Here is a 16,390-nt window from a genome sequence, read left to right as displayed (position 1 = left end):
GGCCATGAGCCTGGCCTTCGTCGCAGCGCTGGGATGGAAGATATTTCAGCTGGCCAAGGCCCCCCGTGACGCGGCCTTGCGCGCGGTCACGCTGTGCCTGATCAGTGCTGCCTGCTCCTTTGTACTGGCCAGACAGCCCTTTGCCGGCTGGATCGTTTCTGTGGGCGGGCCGGGCGCCCCTCGGCTGGTGCAGAACCTGTTAGTGCTCAGCATGGTGTTTTGGCTGATGTGCTTCTACCTGTACTCGGCCGCCACTGATGCGGCTGAGGGCAACAGACGCGCCCGCCGGGAGGCACTCCTGCTGACCCTCGCCGCCATCGGCCTCATCACGGCGACCGTTGCGGCAGGCGCTGGCGACCACGGCGCGAACTTCCGGGGATCTGACCTGCGCGATCCGGCTCTGGTGAGTTTCTACCTCGTCGCGGACATCTATCTCGTCTACGCCCTGTCCATGGCCCTGCGGTGGACTTGTTCCTACGCCCGTGCTTCACAGCGGCCGCTGTCAACCGGCCTTTGGCTGGCGGCAGTGGGGATCGGCGCCATGGCCGGGTCCTGCACGATCCGTACCGTGTTGACCGTGATTCGCTGGCAAGGGGGCACCGTGCACCAGGCCGTCACCTGGGCTTCAAGTGTGATCATCGCGCTAGCGGTCCCGCTGTTCCTCATCGGAGTCAGCTACCCCGGAGCCGCCACCCGGCTGGCGGCAGTGCGGGTACGCCGCCAGCACCGCCGCATGTATCACCGCTTGGAACCGCTGTGGCAGATGCTTGATGAGGCGTACCCAGAGCACTCCCTCGACCGGATGCCGGCCAAACCATGGCGCGACCGCCTGCTCCCGCTCGGTCTGCACCGGCGCTATTACCGCAGAGTCATCGAGTGCCGTGACGGCCTGGTACGGATCAGCCCCCACCTGGCGCCAGTTGTAGGCCCGGTGGAGGACCAGCCGGGGTGGGCCGACGAGATGGCTGACCAGCTCTACGCCGCGCTGCACACCGATCAGCCACAAGCGCCCGCCCAGGCCGTCGCCGTCGCGATGCCGCTGACGCAAAGCCTGGAAGACGACGTGCGGCAGCTGGCCCAGCTGTCGGACGCGGTGAGACGACGACGCGTCCTCGCCGGGGCCAAGCACACCGACGGAGAAAGCGAGATGTCGTGAACCAGTTGCTCATCACCGCAGGGCGCATACTGCTCGGTCCCAGCAGCACACACATCGACGACGGCGCCGTCCTTGTCTCAGGCGACACCATCGTGGCAGCCGGGGCACGCAACGACGTGCTCGCTCACACAGAACCGGGCTGCCAGGTGATGGAGTTTCCCGATGCCACTGTGCTGCCCGGGCTGATCGACTGCCACGTCCACCTGGCTTTCGACGCAGGACCGGACCCGGTCACCACGCTGACCGACAGCGACGATGCGGCGCTTCTCCTGGGCATGGCAGGCCGAGCCCAGCAACTGCTCGACGCCGGCATCACCACGGCCCGTGACTTGGGTGACCGTGGCGGCCTGTCCGTCCGACTCCGGGATGCGATCAGCGAAGGCGCCGTGGCAGGGCCGCGGATTCTCGCCGCCACCGCGCCGCTGACAACCCCCAAGGGGCACTGCTGGTTCCTCGGCGGCGAGGTCGAGGGCGATAAAGAGATCCGGCATAAGGTGCGCCAAAACGCCGAGGGAGGCGCAGACGTCATCAAAGTGATGGCGACAGGAGGAGGTCTGACCCGCGGTGGCCCGTCGATCTGGCAGCCCCAGTTCACCACCGAAGAACTCACCGTCGTGGTGGAGGAAGCGCACCGGCTCGGTCTGCCGGTAGCCGCCCACGCGCACGGCGTGCAGGGCATCGCCGCCGCAATCACCGCAGGGGTCGACACGATCGAGCACTGCAGCTGGATGACCGAAGAGGGCACTTCCGATCTGCGCGAGGACCTCCTCGCGCAGATCATCGCCAAGCAGATTCACGTCTGCCTTGCCAACCACCCGAATTGGCGTGCCTTCGCCGACCGGGTCGGTCCCGAAAAGGCCGCTGAGCTGTTCGCGCCCACGCGCCGGATGGCAGAGAGCGGAGTCCAGCTCGTAGCAGGGACAGATGCCGGCATTCCACGAGCCTTCTTCGGCGGACTCATCTCCAGCCTGGAATTCTTCGAGCACTTGGGCGTTCCAAGGCACCGCATCATCGACATGGCCACCATCAACGCCGCCTCCGCACTCAGGCTGAGCATTCAGACCGGCCGCCTCGCCGCCGGGTGCCGCGCCGACATCCTGGTCGTAAACGGTGACCCTCTGGCCGGCCTGGATGCCCTGCGAGCCGTGCAGCTCGTGCTGGCTGGTGGCCGTCTCCATATCCCGGACTCCGCAGCTCTGTCATGGGCCCAGCAGCGGCCCGCCTCCGCGGAGCAGGCTGATTTCTGTGGATGAGGCGATGGGCCCGGCAGAACCGATGGACGAGCGCTGCCGCTTGAATTGAACGAAGCCTGATGGCTTTGTCCACGAGAGCGTCCGGAGTGAGAACGGGCGAGGGGGCCGGCGCGTCGTCGCTCGACGGTATTGCGCTTCTTGTACCGCTCCTTGTCGAAGCCGGGCGGCCAGCCACCGGCGCTGCCGCGCCTGTGGCGACCGGCCGCCTGGTCGGCCTTCTCCGGGATGACATGCCGAATGCCTCGTTTCCGCAGGTAGGCACGGGTACGGCGATTGCTGTAGCCCTTGTCCGCGCTGACGCTGTCCGGTGTGGTGCGGGGCCGACCGGCAGCCAGGCGCGGCACCCGGATCCGTTCCATGACCGGCTCGAAGTGGGTGCAGTCCGCCCGCTGCCCGGGAGTGACGAGCATCGACAGCGGGCGGCAGCGACCGTCGGCGCTCAGGTGGAGTTTGGTGGTGAAGCCGCCGCGTGAGCTGCCGAGCGCCTCACCTCCTGCACCACCTCCGCCAGGAGGTCGATCAGTTCCGCCCGGATCCGAGCGTTCCCGACCGCCTTGCCAAAGCCCCCTCTGGGACGCGGTGGCGGCGCCAGCCGGGCGCCGACCGCGTGCTGGTGGGCTCGCACGGAGGCCGAGTCCACGGACACATCCCAGTCGATGTCGCCGGCCGCGTCAGCCTCGGACTGGACCCGCTGGAGGAGCAACTCCCAGGTGCCGTCCGTTGACCAGCGGCGATGCCGCTCGTGCACCGTCTTCCACGGCCCGTAGCGTTCCGGCAGATCGCGCCACTGCACGCCTGTCCGGATCCGGTACAGCACTCCGTCGATTACCTGCCGATGGTCCCGCCATCGGCCACAGCGTCGGTTGCTCACTGGCAGGAGCGGCTCAAGTCGCTCCCACTGGGCGCCAGTCAGATCACCCCTATGTCCCACAGTCCTATCAACGACTCAACTGATCGGCATGACACTGCCTAACTCCTGATCCACAGTCAGGAGCGGAGCCGTCGGAGAAAGCCGGGAGCGAGCGTCGAAGATCGCTGGGTAGAGTGCAGGCGCTTTGCCCCGATGACCCCGTCGCCGAGGAGGCCGTCCCATGGAACCCGTCACGCTGATCACCGGTGGCTCGACCGGAATCGGCGCCGCCACCGCCCGCGCCCTGCTCAAGCAGGGCCACCGCGTGGCCGTCACCGGACGCGACGTGGGCAAGCTGGCCGCCTTCGCCACCACCGCGGGGGCGGGCGAGCGGCTGCTGACGATCACCGGCGACGCCGGCGAAGCAGATGACGTCGCCGCCGCCGTCCGCCACGTGCTGGACACCTGGGGCCAGCTGGACAACGTCATAGCCAACGCTGGTTTCTCCCTGCCCGGCAACCTGGAGACCCACTCCCCTGAGGACATGCGCGCCCTGATCCTCACCAACGTCCTGGGCCCCGCCCTGCTGATCCAGGAGACCCTGCCCCACCTGAGGACCTCCAAGGGCCGAATCGTGATCATCGGCTCGGTCGCCGGCGTCCGCCACACTCCCGGCAACCTCTACTCCGTCACCAAGTGGGCCGCCCACGCCCTCGCCGAGAACACCCGCCTCCTGGTCGGCCAGGACGGAGTCGGCGTCACCGTTGTCGCCCCCGGCATCGTGGACACCCCCTTCTGGCACGCCCGCGGTGGCACCCCCGAGGCAGCCGCCACGATGACCGCCGAGCAGATCGCGGACACCATTGTGTTCGCCGTCAACCAGCCCGCGGGCGTGGACATCAACCACATCACGGTGCGGCCGACGGGGCAGGTTGGCTGAGGTAGAGCTCCCAAGGGTCGTACGGGGAGGCGCCTTTGGCTCCGCCAAGCATGGTGTGGCGCGGGCCGGGGGCGCCTTCGGATCTGGGCCGCCACCCCGCGGCGTTCCTAAGCACCGTCACCGCCGTTGCCTTGATCATCGGGCTTTCGACTTGAGGTCATCTCACAACGCAAGGGGACGGTAGGCCAGAGCCTGATCGACCACCTCTACCGCTGTCGGATTCCGGCTCTTGGGCCAGAAGATCCGGCATCACGAGAACTGCCGTCCGCGTGCTGTCCCTGTCCGGTCATCCAGCTCGGCGGGCAGGGCACGCAGGCTGTGCAAGGAGCAGCTCCCCGGACGGGGGTGCCGGGGAGCTGCTGGTATAGGGGTGCTCTGGGTCAGATGGCCGGCACGGCGTCAGGCGCGATCGTTCTTGGCCTACGTGGGGGCGGCCTTCTCGACGATTTCAGAGCACCGGTATGCGAAAGTGCCATCACAGGTCAGGTGTCAGGCCGCCCCGTAGCGCATTGCGTTGACTTGTGTACGTCTGTCGGGGGACTCCAATGATGTGGCAGAACCTCGAAACGCTGAGCCCCCGCGCAGTGCGTACGGCCTCGAGGTCTGTGTAGGGACTGCCCGCGGGTCCAATGCTGCGCGTCCTGCCTTGAGCTGGAGGAATGCTTCGCCCAGCGCTGCCTTGAGTCTGTTGATTTCGTCGAGGAGTTGCTGCTCGCGCTGCGACTTCCCCGATCCGGCTTCCAGGCCGCGTTGTCCTGCGGCGATGAACTGGCGCCGCCAGTTGCCTATCGACTGCTCTGTGACATTGGCTTCCCGGGCTGCCTGGGACACCGTGGTTTGTCCAGACAGGACGGCGAGAACCAGCTGAACCTTCTCGTCTGGCGGCATGGCCGGTGGACGAGGCATGGGCGTCTTCCCCCTTATTAGCTCTTGTGGTCGCGGCGCTGATGCGGCGGGTGCAGCCGTGTGGCGAGCAAGGTTCCGAGGAGAGTGCAGCGCGTTGCTGCGGTCTCCATGCGTAGCCCCCGTGTGCTCTCGACCAGCCGACCGGCCTTGGTCAGCATCAGCGCTTCCTCTCAGCGATCACACCACATTCGCACGCTAGTTGAACACCCCATGATCTCTACGGCCGACAAAATCTTGCCATCGGCCATGTAGTTGCCTGCCTGGAAACTATATGCCACTCTGACAGCAACGCTTCTGGTGGAGGATGAACGCGATGAACACGTACGACGACGCCCGTGCGGCGCTGGACGCGGCCGATACGGCACGAAGGGCCGCCCGCTCGCGTCCTGTCCCGGCGTGGCACCCGCCCTTCGTTGGACTCGGCTTTGCCATCGGGCTGTCTGCGCTTGGCCTGGCCGATGACGTGCACCCCTGGCAGTGGGTGATTCGCGCGGCCGCTCTCCTTCTGATCGTCGCGGCCGTCACCGTGCCTTTTGTGGCCGCCCGCCGTAGCGGTGTCATGGCCTGGTCGGCAGGTGCGGATAAGGCCGACCGCTGGAAGAACGGCGCATCCATGTCACTTGTCGTGGTGGTCGCGCTCCTCGTCGACGCGGCCGCCGGCGGGCCCTGGTTCTTCATCGCGCTGGGCTGTGGTCTCGGCGCTTCTGCTTGGATCCGCCTGGCTGGCGCACGCAAGGCGTGAGGACCGATGTCAGGAAAGCTGCATGAGCAGATCCACCACCCCACGCGTCTGGCCATCGTCGCCTTCCTCTCCGGCTGCATAGAGGCCGAATTCAAGGCGGTTCAGGAGTGCTGCGGGGCGTCAGCCGCTACGCTCTCAAAGCTGGTCACAGCGCTGGAGAGCGCCGGCTACGTACAGGTGCGCAAGGGGTACCTCGGCAGACGACCGCGTACATGGCTCGCTTTGACGCCCGACGGCAGGAAAGCTCTGGAGGAGCACCTCGCCGCACTGAACGCGCTGGTGAACACAAGTGTCGAACAGGGCCGACGGCACGACACGGCCGCCGGCCCCGACACCTAAAACGCCGGTAGGTGCCCGTCTTGCACACGGGCACCTACCGGTTCACCCGGCTCGCGGGCGGGAGAGTCACATCGGGGGATATGTGACGTGCTTCGTTCCGTCAGTCCGCGAAGACATCCACGAAGTGACCAGAGTCGGCGCAGCTTTCAGCAGCCACCGTGGATGGTCTTGGAGATGCTGTAGCCGATGGTCGCGCCGCAGGCCGCGGACGAGGTGTCGATCGACACCAGAATCGAAGGCGTGGTGGCCGGGGCGTCGCCCTCGGCCGTGACGCCGAACTCCTCGGCGGAGGTGTAGGCAGCGTAACCGGCGATGAGCTGGTCGGCAGTGTTCACGTGCACTCCTTCAAATCAATCCGCCCGATGGCGGGCGGAGTTGGCGTTAGTGAGGAAGATCAGCAGTGGCCGGACAGCGTGGTGCCGACGATGGAGGCGGTGAGGGAGACGCACTCGGTCGACGAGACCGTGGTCACGGTGACCGGCGTGGTGGCCGGGGCGTCGCCCTCGGCCGTGACGCCGAACTCCTCGGCGGAGGTGTAGGCGGTGTAACCGGCGATGAGCTGGTCAGCGGTGTTCACGTGAACTCCTTCGAATCGGTCCGCCCGGTGGCCGGGCGACGGAAAGCGATCCAGGGGGCCGACCGGCATCCGGCCGACGGCCTGGCCGAAAGAAGTTGACCACGCGCGGTGAGTCCGGGCGAGGAAGAAAGGAACCGGTGACTTGCCCCCGTCGTCACCTTCACCTGGGGTTCTTCGGTGCAAAGGGAAAAGAATACGAGCGGCCGGATGGATTCATTCCGCTTACCTACACCCGTGCAGCCAGACTCAGAACCTCGTTGAGCACGGCCAGGTCTTCGAGCGCTTCATCCAATGCCGACCGCAGCTGCTGCACCTGAGCGAGGGCCCGTTCCGAGCCCGGGGATACAGCCGTGCTGCCGGAGAGCCGGCGGCAGCCGGCGTGGACATAGCACTGGATCCAGGACTCGACGCACGCCTCGGGAACGCCCAACGTACGCGCAGCGGCACGGGCTCGTGCCTTTCCCCGCAGCACCCGCAGCACCGTATCCGCCTTGACCTCCTGCGGGATTGCGGTTGTCACGCCGGCGACAGGACGGGTATCGGGGGTGAGCTGAGGTTGCGCGCTGGATCCAGCGGGTCGATGGAGGCGTCGAGGAAAGCACTCGCGACCATCTCTGCTGCTACCGTCCGGTCCTCGTCCGAAAGCAGGGCGTGCTGGACGAGAGCCTCGGCAAGGATCGCGGTGCGGTGCTCGCCGAAGCTTTGACCCTTGTGGCCGGCCCGGCGGTCGGTGGGTTCCCAGGCCACACCGATACCGGGAGCCACCTCACGGGTGAAGGGAGAGGTCGACTCTCCCACGCCGTCCAGGCCTTTCAACCGCTCGGCCAGGGCGAAGACGGCGTGCTGGGCACGAGGACCGAGATAGACCACGAGTGCGTCGCGCCGGGGGTACAGATGCGGAGAAGAAGAAACCTTGGCGCGGTAGGGCAGGCCAGCCTGTTCAAGATGTGTCAGCACGGTGTGCCAGGCGTCAGGAGCCGCTTCGGGATGAGTGAGATGGACGTACAGGCGCAGCATGTCACCACTGCGCTCGTTACCCAGGCTGCCGTCGGCCAGGAAGAAGCCAGGGGAAAGGCCGGGGCGGGCGGCGGGAAGAGTCACCGTCACGGGTCCGGGCGGCGTTTCGGGAAGCGGCGTGATCACGGCCTCGGGTGGCATCCGCACCCGAAGACCGTCCAGCTCGACGATCGTCTCGTTGTGCTCCGGGGGGTAAGTGTGGATCAGGGCCTGCGTCCGGGTGCGCTCGTGCGGCATCGCACCGGCCAGGCGGTGATCCAAGTCCCGGTCGCGGAAGCTGCGGGGCCGGGAGGTCAGGGGCTCGCTGCGTCCCATGTGCAGGATCTGGTAGAGGCCGGCGGCCAGCTTCTTGGCCAGGGCGGGAGCGCTGTCGCCTTCGAAGGTTTCCGTGCCCGCTACGGCCTTGAGCCCTCCGGGCTCGACATGGATGTCAGTGAGGGTTGCGGCGACCCGCGGGGCGAGAGGGAAAGTAGTCATGCTGCGCCTTTGCCTTCAAGTCCGAGAGTGGCGGTGAAATCGCTGGGGGACAGCAGGATGGTGCGGCCGATGCCGGCGGCGGCCCGGTGAGCAGGGGAGAGCCGTACGGAGTGGACCGCATGGGCGATCATCCGGTCGATCATGTGCCAACCGGCGAAGGCGGCCGACCGGGTGGCGAGCCCCGAGACATGCCGGGCAGAGAGCCTGGTGGCGTGCAGATAGCTGTTCCAGAACGCGGACATCAACGGGCGCAGTCGGGCGAGTTCACTGACACCGTGGGCGAGGATCTCGTCGTGGGTGGCGGTGTGGCCGAAGTCGGCGCCGTCGCTGATGGACTTCGGGATGCCGTGAATGGCCCGGAACAGCCACTCCCCGATGAAGCCTCCGATGTCGCGGGCGGGGTCGCCAAGGCGGAATTCCTCGAAGTCGGTCAGGTACAGGGTGGAGCCGCTCACGAGGAACTGGTCCAGTCGTACGTCGGCGTGGATGGGGCAGAGGACGTCGGTGTGCTCGCTGTCGCGCAGGCTCTGGAGGGCTTCGATCACCTGCGAGTCGTTCTGGAGCAGTTGCCAGGTCTCGATCTCCGCGAAGCTGCGTTCGACGAAGTAGTCCAGGGACAGTCCTCGCAGTCCGCCCAAAGGCGGCAACGGGTGCGGCGAGGTGTCGATGGCTGTCTCGTCGGCGGGCAACTGGTGAATGACGGCGAGCGCCTGAGCCGCCTGCCGGCACAGCCCCTCGTCGAAGGCGTCGTCCGCGGCGAGTTCGGTTCCGGTGGTGACATCGGGCAGCAGTTCGAAGGCCACCAGATGGTGCTCGGGGTCGGCGCCCAGCAGGGCCGGGGTACGCAGGCGGCGCGATTGACGCTTGGCGGCTAGTTCTTCGAATACGGTGATGCGCTTGAAATTCTGTGCAGCGGTCACGTCTCCCAGTTTTTTGACGAATACTTGCGCACCCGTAGTGGTCGTTCCGGACCAGTTGTCGTTGCGGCCGATAAGTGAGGTCAGGGTGTCGGTTTGGTAGGTACCGAGCCCCAGCCTGCCCAAGAGGGCATCCACTTCGGGGAATCGCTCCAGCGAGACGGGGATGTATTCCGCTCTCTCGCCCGCCCTATCCGTATTGCTTTCGGATTGAGGTGTCATGGCGAGGAGTTTAAGCAGGCGGTGATATGTGGGCAATCCTGAAAGTTACGGTTTATTTTTTATGGAGCCTTCAGTGAAGGGGGTGAGCGGCCACCCTAGGCCCCTCACCTGTATTTTCTTCATCTCGAGGCAGGGGTTTGGGTACGCCCGACGGAAAAGAACTAGCTTCCCGGAGAGCCGCTGAACTCTACAGTGGTTCGCATGCCGAAAACGTCTCCGCAGCGTGCGGCCCTGCCCAACGGGCTCCGCGTGGTAGCTCAGTCCGTACCAGGTGTTCCCGCAGTCGGAGTAGCCGTTCACTATGACGTCGGATTTCGATCCGAGCCCTATGGGCGGTCTGGTTTCGCACACCTTTTTGAACACATGATGTTCCAGGGGAGTCGGAATGTCGCAAGAGGGGAGCACTTCGCCTTGGTTCAGGGAGCCGGCGGAGTGGTGAACGGAAGCACATATCCGGACTACACGGACTACCACCAAGTGGTGCCAGCGGCCGCTATGGAACGCGTTCTGTTCCTGGAAGCGGACCGTATGGCATCCCTGGACGTCACCGAGACGAACCTGAGGACGCAACGCGAGGTCGTCAAGGAAGAGATCAGGCTCAACGTCGCCAACCGCCCCTACGGCGGGTTCCCCTGGACGGTACTGCCCTCGGTGCTGTACGAAACGTGGGCGAACGCCCACAACGGCTACGGTGACTTCGGGGACCTGGACGAGGCGACGGTTGCCGAATGCGCCGAGTTCTTCACCACCCACTACGTGCCGGGCAACGCCGTTCTCACGCTCTGCGGAGACATCGATCCGGAGCAAGCGATCGACGCCGCGGCCAGGCAGTTCGACGCGGTGCCCAGCCGGCCGGTGCCCGCACCCGTGCCGCTGGCCGAGCCGCTACGTCCTGGACCCCTGCGCGGTACCGTCCAGGACCTCTTCGCACCCCACCCGGCGACCGCTCTCGGCTTCCGGCTGCCCGACCCCGGCGCGGACCTCGATGCCTACGTCGCACACATGGTGCTTTCGACCCTGCTGACCGCCAGTGAACATGCGCCCTTGAAGCGGGCGCTGGTCGCCATGTCCGTCGACGTCAGCTCCGGCTGCGGCCTGTTCGGCCCCCTGCAGGCTCGCGACCCGGACACCTTCATCATCGTCGCCACCCATCCGCCGCAGGTCTCCTCGCAGCAGGTCGCACAGAGCGTCGATGCCGCACTTGCCGACCTCGCGTTCGGCAAGGTGGACGAGCAGGACGTCGCCAGGGCCGTCGCGATCACCGTCAGCCGCCTCCTGCAGAAGCTGGACTCCCTGCTGGCCCGCACCCGTTACCTGGGCGCGCATGAACTGCTCTTCGGCCGGCCCGACCTGGGCGAAACGCTCCCCGATCTGGCAGCCGGCATCACTGCATCGCAGGTCATCGCTGCCGCAGCACAGCTGCGCGAACAGCAGCCCGCCCTGCTGTCCCTCCTGGCCGAAGGAGGCAGCCGGTGAACCCCACTCTGCCCCCACTGGGTGCTCCGCCAAGAGTCACGCTGCCGCCCGCCACCGACACGACACTCACCAGCGGGCTGCGGATCGTGGCCTGCCGACTGCCCTCGGTCCCCCTGGTCCAGGCCCACCTGGCGCTGCCGGTCCACCCGAAGGACGAGCGTGAACTCGCTGCACTGGAGGTGCTCACCGCCGCCCTGCCGCACCGGTCCCAGGCCGCCGAACGCCTCGAACACATCGGGGGGAGCCTGAGCTCCTCGAGGCGCGGGGCATGGCTGGGCCTCAGCGCCACCTGCCCGGCCTCCCGGCTGCCGCTGCTGGGGGACACCCTGGCGCAGAGTCTCACCCCCGCCGCACCCTCACCGGCCAGCATCGACGAAGCACGCGACAAGGTCATCCGGCAGGCGCAGCTTGCCGCATCCCAGCCAGGCCAGGTCTCGCAGCAGGCCCTGCTGAAGCACCTGTACGGTGCCGTCCCCGCGCCGCTGTTTCCGCTGGCCTCGCCCGCCCATCTGCGCGAGATCGATCGGCAGGAGGCCGCCGCTGTCCATCATCAGTTCGTGCGTCCGCGGGAGGCAATGCTGGTCGTCGTCGGCGACCTCGACCCCGAAACCGCCGTTCAGATGCTGCAGCGGCGGCTGAGCAGCTGGGAGCCGGGCGCCGGGGACAAGAACGCCGGGACGGCCGGCTGTCCCGCCCTGGCCACGCCAACGCTGCAGCACAAGCAGCAGTCCGGTTGGGTGCAATCCCATCTGCGGCTGGCAGCGCCGGGAGTGGACCGCGAGAACCCCCAGTTCCCGGCCCTTTCCGTCGCCTCGGTCGTCTTCGGCGGCTACTTCTCCTCGCGGCTGGTGTCCGTACTGCGTGAACAACTCGGGCTCGCCTACCGCGTGGAGTCGGCCTTCACCGACCACCTCGACCGCCTGCTCATCGGCGTAGAGGCAGACACGGCCACCGCTGCAACCGGCCCCGCCCTGCGGCAGCTCCTTCGTGAGCTGGACCGCTTCGCGCACGAGGGCCCGACCGGGGAGGAGACCGACGCGGCATTGCGCTACATGACGGGAGTCACGGTCCTGTCCCTGGCCTCCCAGAGCGGCCTGGCGTCCACCCTCCTGTCCCACCTCATGCTCGGCCAGCCCTTGGACTGGCTGGTCACCTTCACCCGGCGTCTGGAGGACGTCAGCGCAGCCGAGGTGAGGGAGGTGGCCGGCACGTTCTACACCCCCGCCCGATTCGGTGGCGTCGTCGTCGGCGACCTGAAGAACTTGGAGATGAGCGGCCCAGGATGGAAATGACTGAGAACACACAGGCCGATGCGGCCGTATCCGTCAGCGACCTGCGCATGTCCTACGGCGCACGCGATGTGCTGCACGGCATCGACCTGACGATCCGACAAGGCGAGCTCTTCGCGCTGCTGGGCCCCAACGGAGCCGGCAAAACCACCACCGTGGAGATCCTGGAGGGCTACCGCAAGCGCTCCGCCGGCGAGGTGCGGGTGCTGGGCGCTGATCCCTCTGCGGTCGACGACGCATGGCGCCGCCGGGTGGGCGTGGTGATGCAGTCCTGGCGCGACCATGCCCGCTGGCGGGTGCGGGAACTCATGGTGCACTTCGCCGGCTACTACCCGCGCGCCTACGCGCCGGATGAGTTGCTGGAGCTGGTGGGTCTGCAGGAGCAGGCGGACCAGGAACTGGGCAGGCTCTCCGGCGGCCAGCGCCGCCGGGTGGATGTCGCCCTGGGCATCATCGGCCGGCCTGAGCTGCTCTTCCTTGACGAGCCGACGACCGGCTTCGATCCCCAGGCCCGACGCACCTTCCACGAGCTCATCCTGAGCCTGAAGGACGCCGGAATGACGATCCTGCTCACCACGCACGACCTGGAAGAGGCCGAACGGCTCGCCGACCGCACCGCGATCCTTATCCGCGGCCGCCTCGTCGCCTGCGGCACCCCGACGGAGCTGGCACACAAGGTGCATGCGTTCGCACAGGTGCGGTGGACCGCCGAGGGCATCGCCCACAACCAGGCCACGCACGACCCCTCCCAACTGGTGTGGGAGCTCCATGAGAAATCCGGCGGCCCCATCCCCGACCTCGAGGTGATCCGGCCGTCCCTGGAGGACACCTACCTCGGTCTCGTACGCGCCGAAGGAGCGGAAGCGTGACGGAAGCAATCAGCAACGGAATCCGCCGCGGCACGATGGAGCTCCGGCACCTGGCGCGGTCCTCCAAGGACCTGTCCAGCTACCTCTTCAACGTCGTGGCGTTCGTGCTCCTCGCCAACTGGCAGGACCGGCAGGCACAGCTCATCGTCGCCGGTGGCATCGCCTCTCTGTCCGTCCTGACCACGCTGACGTCGCTCCCGCAGGCCCTGGCCAGCGACAAGACCGACGGAACCCTGCTGCGGGTACGCGGCCTGCCCAGCGGACTGCTCGCCTATGTCACCGGGAAGATCCTCTTCATCACGTGCGTCGCCCTCACCTCCTCCCTCCTCCTGCTCTTTCTGGGCGCGGCCATCAACCACAGCGGCCTGCCCAGCGCCGTGACCGCTTGGCTCACCCTGATCTGGGTCCTTGTCGCCGGCTTCGCCGCGACGGCGCCGCTGGGCCTGCTCATCGGCGCCGTGCTGCCCAACGCACGCGAGGCCCTGGCCATGGTCATGCTCCCCGTCTACGGGCTGCTGGCCATCTCCGGCGTCTTCTTCCCGCTGTCGCAGCTGCCCGGCTGGCTGCAGGGCGTGGCCGAAGCCTTCCCCCTGAAGTGGATGGCCCAAGGCGTACGAGAGGCCCTCACCTCTGGCGGGGACAGCAGCTGGCAGCTGCCGGCGCTGGGCGTCTTCCTCGCCTGGGCGGTCCTGGGCAGCCTCAGTGCCGCATGGCTGCTGCAGCGCACAACGCGCCGCGAGTCGGGAAGCACCCTGGCTCGCCGCCGTGAACTCTCCATCGACCCCGCGAAGTAGAGGCACCCATGTCTTCTCCCCAAGTGACCAGCGTGATGTTCCCCGTCCAGGCCGGGGACGTCGGCGCGGCCGTCCCGTTCGCCCGGCTGGTGCAGCAGCGCGGAAGCGGCCGGATGTGGATGGGCCAGTCCCTGCGCCTGGAGACCCATCATGTATTCGCCGCCCTCGCCGGGATGGGCCTGCGCATTCCCTTCGGTTCCAGCGTCGTCCTCTCGCCGTTGCAGCACCCCTTCCAGGCAGCCGTGTCCGCCCGGTCCGTGGCCGCCCTCTCCGGCCACCCCTACGTGGCCGGCTTCGGCCCCGGCAGCAGCGAATTCCAAAGCACCGTCTCCCCGGCTACCCGCACCCGGCCGGTCAGCAGCGTCCGGGAGTACGTCAGCACCGTGAGGACGCTGCTGGACGGACAGCCCGCGCATTCCACAGCCGGGACGTTCACCACCGACGGTGCGGGGCTCACGGAGTTCCCCCATCCCGGGGTGGAGGTCGGGCTCGGCGTACTACGCCCCGCCATGGCCCGTGCCGCCGGCCGGGCCGCGGATGTCGCGATCACCTGGCTTGCCCCGCCCACCTACATCCGGGACACCCTCATTCCGGAGATGTCCGCCAGCGCACAGGCCGCCGGCCGGACGCCGCCGCGGGTCGCCTCGGTCGTACACGTTGCGGTGGCGCGGCCCGATCGCGACCTCGTCCAGGCTGCGTACACCGCTGTCGGCCCGCACCTGGCCAGCCAGCACTACACCGACATGCTGCGTCAGGGCGGGGTGCCCGCCGATCCGGCCGAGCCACTTCAGGGCGCAGAGCAGCTAGTGAAGTCCGGCGTGTTCGTCTCCGGATCACCGCAGGAAATTGCGGCCCAGCTCGCCGACCTTCACCGCCACGGCGTGCACGAGGTCATCCTCAACGTATGCGGAGTGTGCCTCACCGAAGGCCCCGGAGCCGCCCTGCGCGATCTCACCGCCGTCCTTGCGGCCGTGGACGAGGCCGCCCATGTCTGAGACCACCGCGCCCGAGCAGGGCACACCACCAATCTTCGGCGGCCGCCGCCTCCTCTACATCGCCACGGGCAGCATCGGCACCATGTTCCTGCCCATGTGGCTGCACTGGCTGCGCGGGGCATACCCGCAGCTGGAAGTCCGCTGCGCCCTGACCCGGTCGGCAAACCAGTTCGTCGGATCCACCGCCGTAGCCGTCACCGGCGGCCGGCCCGCCATCCAGGACGTGTGGCCCGACAACCCCGAAAGCGCCACGCACGTGGAGCTGTCCCGCTGGGCCGACACCGTCCTGGTCCACCCCGCCACCTTCCACTTCACTGCCCGCTTCGCCCTCGGCCTTGCCGACACCCCTCTGCTCCTGGCGTTGGAGTGCACTTCCGCGGCGATCGCCGTCGCCCCAGCTCCGCCGCCAGGCGCCGAGGCATCTCCCGCCTACCGTCGCCACGTGCACCAACTGTCACAGCGGCCGAACGTGGTAGTGGTGCCGCCCCAGCCGGGCTTCAGCCTAACCACCGGCGAGCCCGGCCCCTCAGCGGCGACACTGCCCAACGCGCTCCAGGTCTTGGAGGACCTGCGCCGGTCGATGACCAGCCCAGAGCAGCCGAAGGAAACGGTGTGAGCGCCCCCGCCATGGGGCGGACGGAGCAGGAGTTCGGTACCGGATACCTGCAAACCCGGATCAGCCGTCTCTCGCCGGGGCGTTATGCCTGGCAGCGTCGCCCCGGGCCCGACCGGACGGCCCCGCTGCGCCGGCCCACCGCCGCCTTCCGGCGGCAGGCCGCGGCCGCTGCCCACGGCAGCGTGCAGTTCGCCACTCCCTTGCCCGGTACCGCCTCCGACGGCTCCCTCACCTACCTGGTGCCCGGCTCGACGACCGCCGCCGGCCTGCTGTCCCGTACCCCCACCGCGCAACAGCACGACCAGTTGCTGCGCACCATGAGCGACGCCGGGCACGCACTTCGCGCTCTCCACCGCCACGCCCACCCCAGCACCGCACCGGGCCCGGCGCCCGGCCCGGCCCGGCTCCTGGCCTGGCTGGACACCGGGACCGGCCCCCGGGCCGCCGCCGCCTTGCACCAGCGGATGACCCACCAACTAGGCGTCTCCCGCTGGGACGAGGTACGCCAGTGGTGTCGAGCTGCCGTGGAGCACCCCGGCACCGCCGCGGTCACCTTGCACGGCGCTTTCGGTCTCGGACAGATCGTCATGGCCGACTCCCCCGACGAGGGCGCCATGATCCTGGCCGGAGAGGACACCGTCGGCGGACATGGTGAGCTCGATGCCGGGTGGCTGCTCGGTGAGCTGGCTGAGCTCCAAATGATCAGTACCGTCGCGAAGAAGCCCCGCCCCCTGCTGGGCGAGGCCCGCGACCACTTCCTCACCGCCTACGGCCCGGTAGCGGACCGCACCGCCCTGGCACGCGCTGCGGTGCTACGGACCCTCACCCACGTCCACGACTTCGCCGCCTTCGTCGGCTGGCACCCCGAACTCCTGCTCTATACCCGTCACATCACCGACCTGATAGACGATCAGGGGGCCAGCACGCTCCATCCCTGGTAAACGCACAACGATCC

Annotated in this window: 18 protein-coding genes and 1 pseudogene; 12 read left to right on the top strand and 7 right to left on the bottom strand. The window is 67.9% G+C overall.

The annotated features are described in order from the left end of the window. Positions 1-4 precede the first annotated feature (4 nt). Both ACIPSA_RS45295 and ACIPSA_RS45290 read left to right on the top strand, forming a co-directional pair. Complete coding sequence (locus ACIPSA_RS45295) at positions 5-1,156, top strand: MAB_1171c family putative transporter (RefSeq protein WP_402646574.1); 1,152 nt, start codon at positions 5-7, stop codon at positions 1,154-1,156. Then, positions 1,153-2,409 carry an amidohydrolase family protein gene (locus tag ACIPSA_RS45290; protein WP_402646571.1) on the top strand — a complete coding sequence of 419 codons (1,257 nt, stop codon included), beginning with the start codon at positions 1,153-1,155 and terminating at the stop codon, positions 2,407-2,409. Before ACIPSA_RS45295 ends, ACIPSA_RS45290 begins: the two co-directional genes overlap by 4 nt. A 116-nt stretch (positions 2,410-2,525) precedes the next feature. Here ACIPSA_RS45290 and ACIPSA_RS45285 read toward each other — a convergent pair. Then, positions 2,526-3,340, bottom strand: a pseudogene (locus ACIPSA_RS45285) (IS5 family transposase); the annotation flags it as partial. Between the two features lie 160 nt (positions 3,341-3,500). Between ACIPSA_RS45285 and ACIPSA_RS45280 the strand changes: the two are divergent. After that, positions 3,501-4,199, top strand: coding sequence for an SDR family oxidoreductase (locus ACIPSA_RS45280; protein WP_402646568.1), 699 nt, complete (start codon positions 3,501-3,503; stop codon positions 4,197-4,199). A gap of 489 nt (positions 4,200-4,688) precedes the next feature. Here ACIPSA_RS45280 and ACIPSA_RS45275 read toward each other — a convergent pair whose 3' ends face one another. Further along, positions 4,689-5,087, bottom strand: coding sequence for a transposase (locus ACIPSA_RS45275; RefSeq protein WP_402646566.1), 399 nt, complete (start codon positions 5,085-5,087; stop codon positions 4,689-4,691). A gap of 331 nt (positions 5,088-5,418) precedes the next feature. Between ACIPSA_RS45275 and ACIPSA_RS45270 the strand changes: the two genes are divergently transcribed. Together ACIPSA_RS45270 and ACIPSA_RS45265 are read left to right on the top strand one after the other, a co-directional pair. Continuing rightward, a complete protein-coding gene (locus ACIPSA_RS45270) occupies positions 5,419-5,847 on the top strand; it encodes a hypothetical protein (RefSeq protein ID WP_402646563.1) in 429 nt (142 codons plus the stop codon). Between the two features lie 6 nt (positions 5,848-5,853). Beyond that, positions 5,854-6,186, top strand: a complete 333-nt coding sequence (locus ACIPSA_RS45265) for a winged helix-turn-helix domain-containing protein (protein ID WP_402646560.1) — start codon at positions 5,854-5,856, stop codon at positions 6,184-6,186. A gap of 146 nt (positions 6,187-6,332) precedes the next feature. Here the strand turns inward: ACIPSA_RS45265 and ACIPSA_RS45260 are convergent, their stop codons facing one another. From ACIPSA_RS45260 to lxmK, 5 genes are all read right to left on the bottom strand, one after another. Beyond that, positions 6,333-6,521, bottom strand: coding sequence for an LxmA leader domain family RiPP (locus ACIPSA_RS45260; RefSeq protein ID WP_402646557.1), 189 nt, complete (start codon positions 6,519-6,521; stop codon positions 6,333-6,335). A gap of 59 nt (positions 6,522-6,580) precedes the next feature. Beyond that, positions 6,581-6,763, bottom strand: coding sequence for an LxmA leader domain family RiPP (locus tag ACIPSA_RS45255; protein WP_402646554.1), 183 nt, complete (start codon positions 6,761-6,763; stop codon positions 6,581-6,583). A gap of 226 nt (positions 6,764-6,989) precedes the next feature. Next, positions 6,990-7,283, bottom strand: coding sequence for a helix-turn-helix domain-containing protein (locus ACIPSA_RS45250; protein ID WP_402646552.1), 294 nt, complete (start codon positions 7,281-7,283; stop codon positions 6,990-6,992). Next, positions 7,280-8,257, bottom strand: coding sequence for a T3SS effector HopA1 family protein (locus tag ACIPSA_RS45245; protein ID WP_402646549.1), 978 nt, complete (start codon positions 8,255-8,257; stop codon positions 7,280-7,282). Before ACIPSA_RS45245 ends, ACIPSA_RS45250 begins: the two co-directional genes overlap by 4 nt. Further along, on the bottom strand, positions 8,254-9,432 hold the full coding sequence (lxmK, locus tag ACIPSA_RS45240; RefSeq protein ID WP_402646546.1) for a class V lanthionine synthetase subunit LxmK: 1,179 nt from the start codon (positions 9,430-9,432) through the stop codon (positions 8,254-8,256). Before lxmK ends, ACIPSA_RS45245 begins: the two co-directional genes overlap by 4 nt. A gap of 165 nt (positions 9,433-9,597) precedes the next feature. On the opposite strand from lxmK, the gene ACIPSA_RS45235 reads away from it, so the two are divergent. The 7 genes from ACIPSA_RS45235 to ACIPSA_RS45205 are packed head-to-tail and all read left to right on the top strand — an operon-like array spanning position 9,598 to position 16,376. Continuing rightward, positions 9,598-10,872 (top strand): M16 family metallopeptidase, encoded by a 1,275-nt coding sequence (locus tag ACIPSA_RS45235; RefSeq protein WP_402646544.1) that lies wholly within the window; start codon positions 9,598-9,600, stop codon positions 10,870-10,872. Then, positions 10,869-12,164 carry a M16 family metallopeptidase gene (locus ACIPSA_RS45230; protein WP_402646542.1) on the top strand — a complete coding sequence of 432 codons (1,296 nt, stop codon included), beginning with the start codon at positions 10,869-10,871 and terminating at the stop codon, positions 12,162-12,164. Before ACIPSA_RS45235 ends, ACIPSA_RS45230 begins: the two co-directional genes overlap by 4 nt. Further along, the gene (locus ACIPSA_RS45225) at positions 12,161-13,030 is read left to right on the top strand and encodes an ABC transporter ATP-binding protein (RefSeq protein ID WP_402646540.1); all 870 of its coding nucleotides are present in this window, start codon (positions 12,161-12,163) and stop codon (positions 13,028-13,030) included. The genes ACIPSA_RS45230 and ACIPSA_RS45225 overlap by 4 nt, the downstream gene beginning before the upstream one ends. Beyond that, a complete protein-coding gene (locus ACIPSA_RS45220; RefSeq protein ID WP_402646537.1) occupies positions 13,027-13,824 on the top strand; it encodes an ABC transporter permease in 798 nt (265 codons plus the stop codon). The genes ACIPSA_RS45225 and ACIPSA_RS45220 overlap by 4 nt, the downstream gene beginning before the upstream one ends. 8 nt (positions 13,825-13,832) lie before the next feature. Next, positions 13,833-14,819 carry an LLM class flavin-dependent oxidoreductase gene (locus ACIPSA_RS45215; protein WP_402646534.1) on the top strand — a complete coding sequence of 329 codons (987 nt, stop codon included), beginning with the start codon at positions 13,833-13,835 and terminating at the stop codon, positions 14,817-14,819. After that, on the top strand, positions 14,812-15,435 hold the full coding sequence (locus tag ACIPSA_RS45210) for a flavoprotein (RefSeq protein ID WP_402646531.1): 624 nt from the start codon (positions 14,812-14,814) through the stop codon (positions 15,433-15,435). Before ACIPSA_RS45215 ends, ACIPSA_RS45210 begins: the two co-directional genes overlap by 8 nt. Next, entirely contained in the window at positions 15,432-16,376 is a 945-nt protein-coding gene (locus ACIPSA_RS45205) for a hypothetical protein (protein ID WP_402646530.1), read from the top strand. Before ACIPSA_RS45210 ends, ACIPSA_RS45205 begins: the two co-directional genes overlap by 4 nt. Positions 16,377-16,390: the final 14 nt, after the last annotated feature.

This window comes from Streptomyces sp. NPDC086549, from assembly GCF_044746205.1.
Classification (GTDB): Bacteria; Actinomycetota; Actinomycetes; order Streptomycetales; family Streptomycetaceae; genus Streptomyces.
This window is presented reverse-complemented; position numbering and strand designations above follow the sequence as displayed.

Excerpts from the sequence above, each read along its gene's own strand:
- ACIPSA_RS45225 (WP_402646540.1), top strand. The coding sequence starts at position 12,161 with ATGACTGAGAACACACAGGCCGATGCGGCCGTATCCGTCAGCGACCTG.
- ACIPSA_RS45215 (WP_402646534.1), top strand. The coding sequence starts at position 13,833 with ATGTCTTCTCCCCAAGTGACCAGCGTGATGTTCCCCGTCCAGGCCGGG.
- ACIPSA_RS45265 (WP_402646560.1), top strand. The coding sequence starts at position 5,854 with ATGTCAGGAAAGCTGCATGAGCAGATCCACCACCCCACGCGTCTGGCC.
- ACIPSA_RS45235 (WP_402646544.1), top strand. The coding sequence starts at position 9,598 with ATGCCGAAAACGTCTCCGCAGCGTGCGGCCCTGCCCAACGGGCTCCGC.
- ACIPSA_RS45245 (WP_402646549.1), bottom strand. The coding sequence starts at position 8,257 with ATGACTACTTTCCCTCTCGCCCCGCGGGTCGCCGCAACCCTCACTGAC.
- ACIPSA_RS45210 (WP_402646531.1), top strand. The coding sequence starts at position 14,812 with ATGTCTGAGACCACCGCGCCCGAGCAGGGCACACCACCAATCTTCGGC.
- ACIPSA_RS45295 (WP_402646574.1), top strand. The coding sequence starts at position 5 with ATGAGCCTGGCCTTCGTCGCAGCGCTGGGATGGAAGATATTTCAGCTG.
- ACIPSA_RS45275 (WP_402646566.1), bottom strand. The coding sequence starts at position 5,087 with ATGCCGCCAGACGAGAAGGTTCAGCTGGTTCTCGCCGTCCTGTCTGGA.
- ACIPSA_RS45270 (WP_402646563.1), top strand. The coding sequence starts at position 5,419 with ATGAACACGTACGACGACGCCCGTGCGGCGCTGGACGCGGCCGATACG.
- ACIPSA_RS45280 (WP_402646568.1), top strand. The coding sequence starts at position 3,501 with ATGGAACCCGTCACGCTGATCACCGGTGGCTCGACCGGAATCGGCGCC.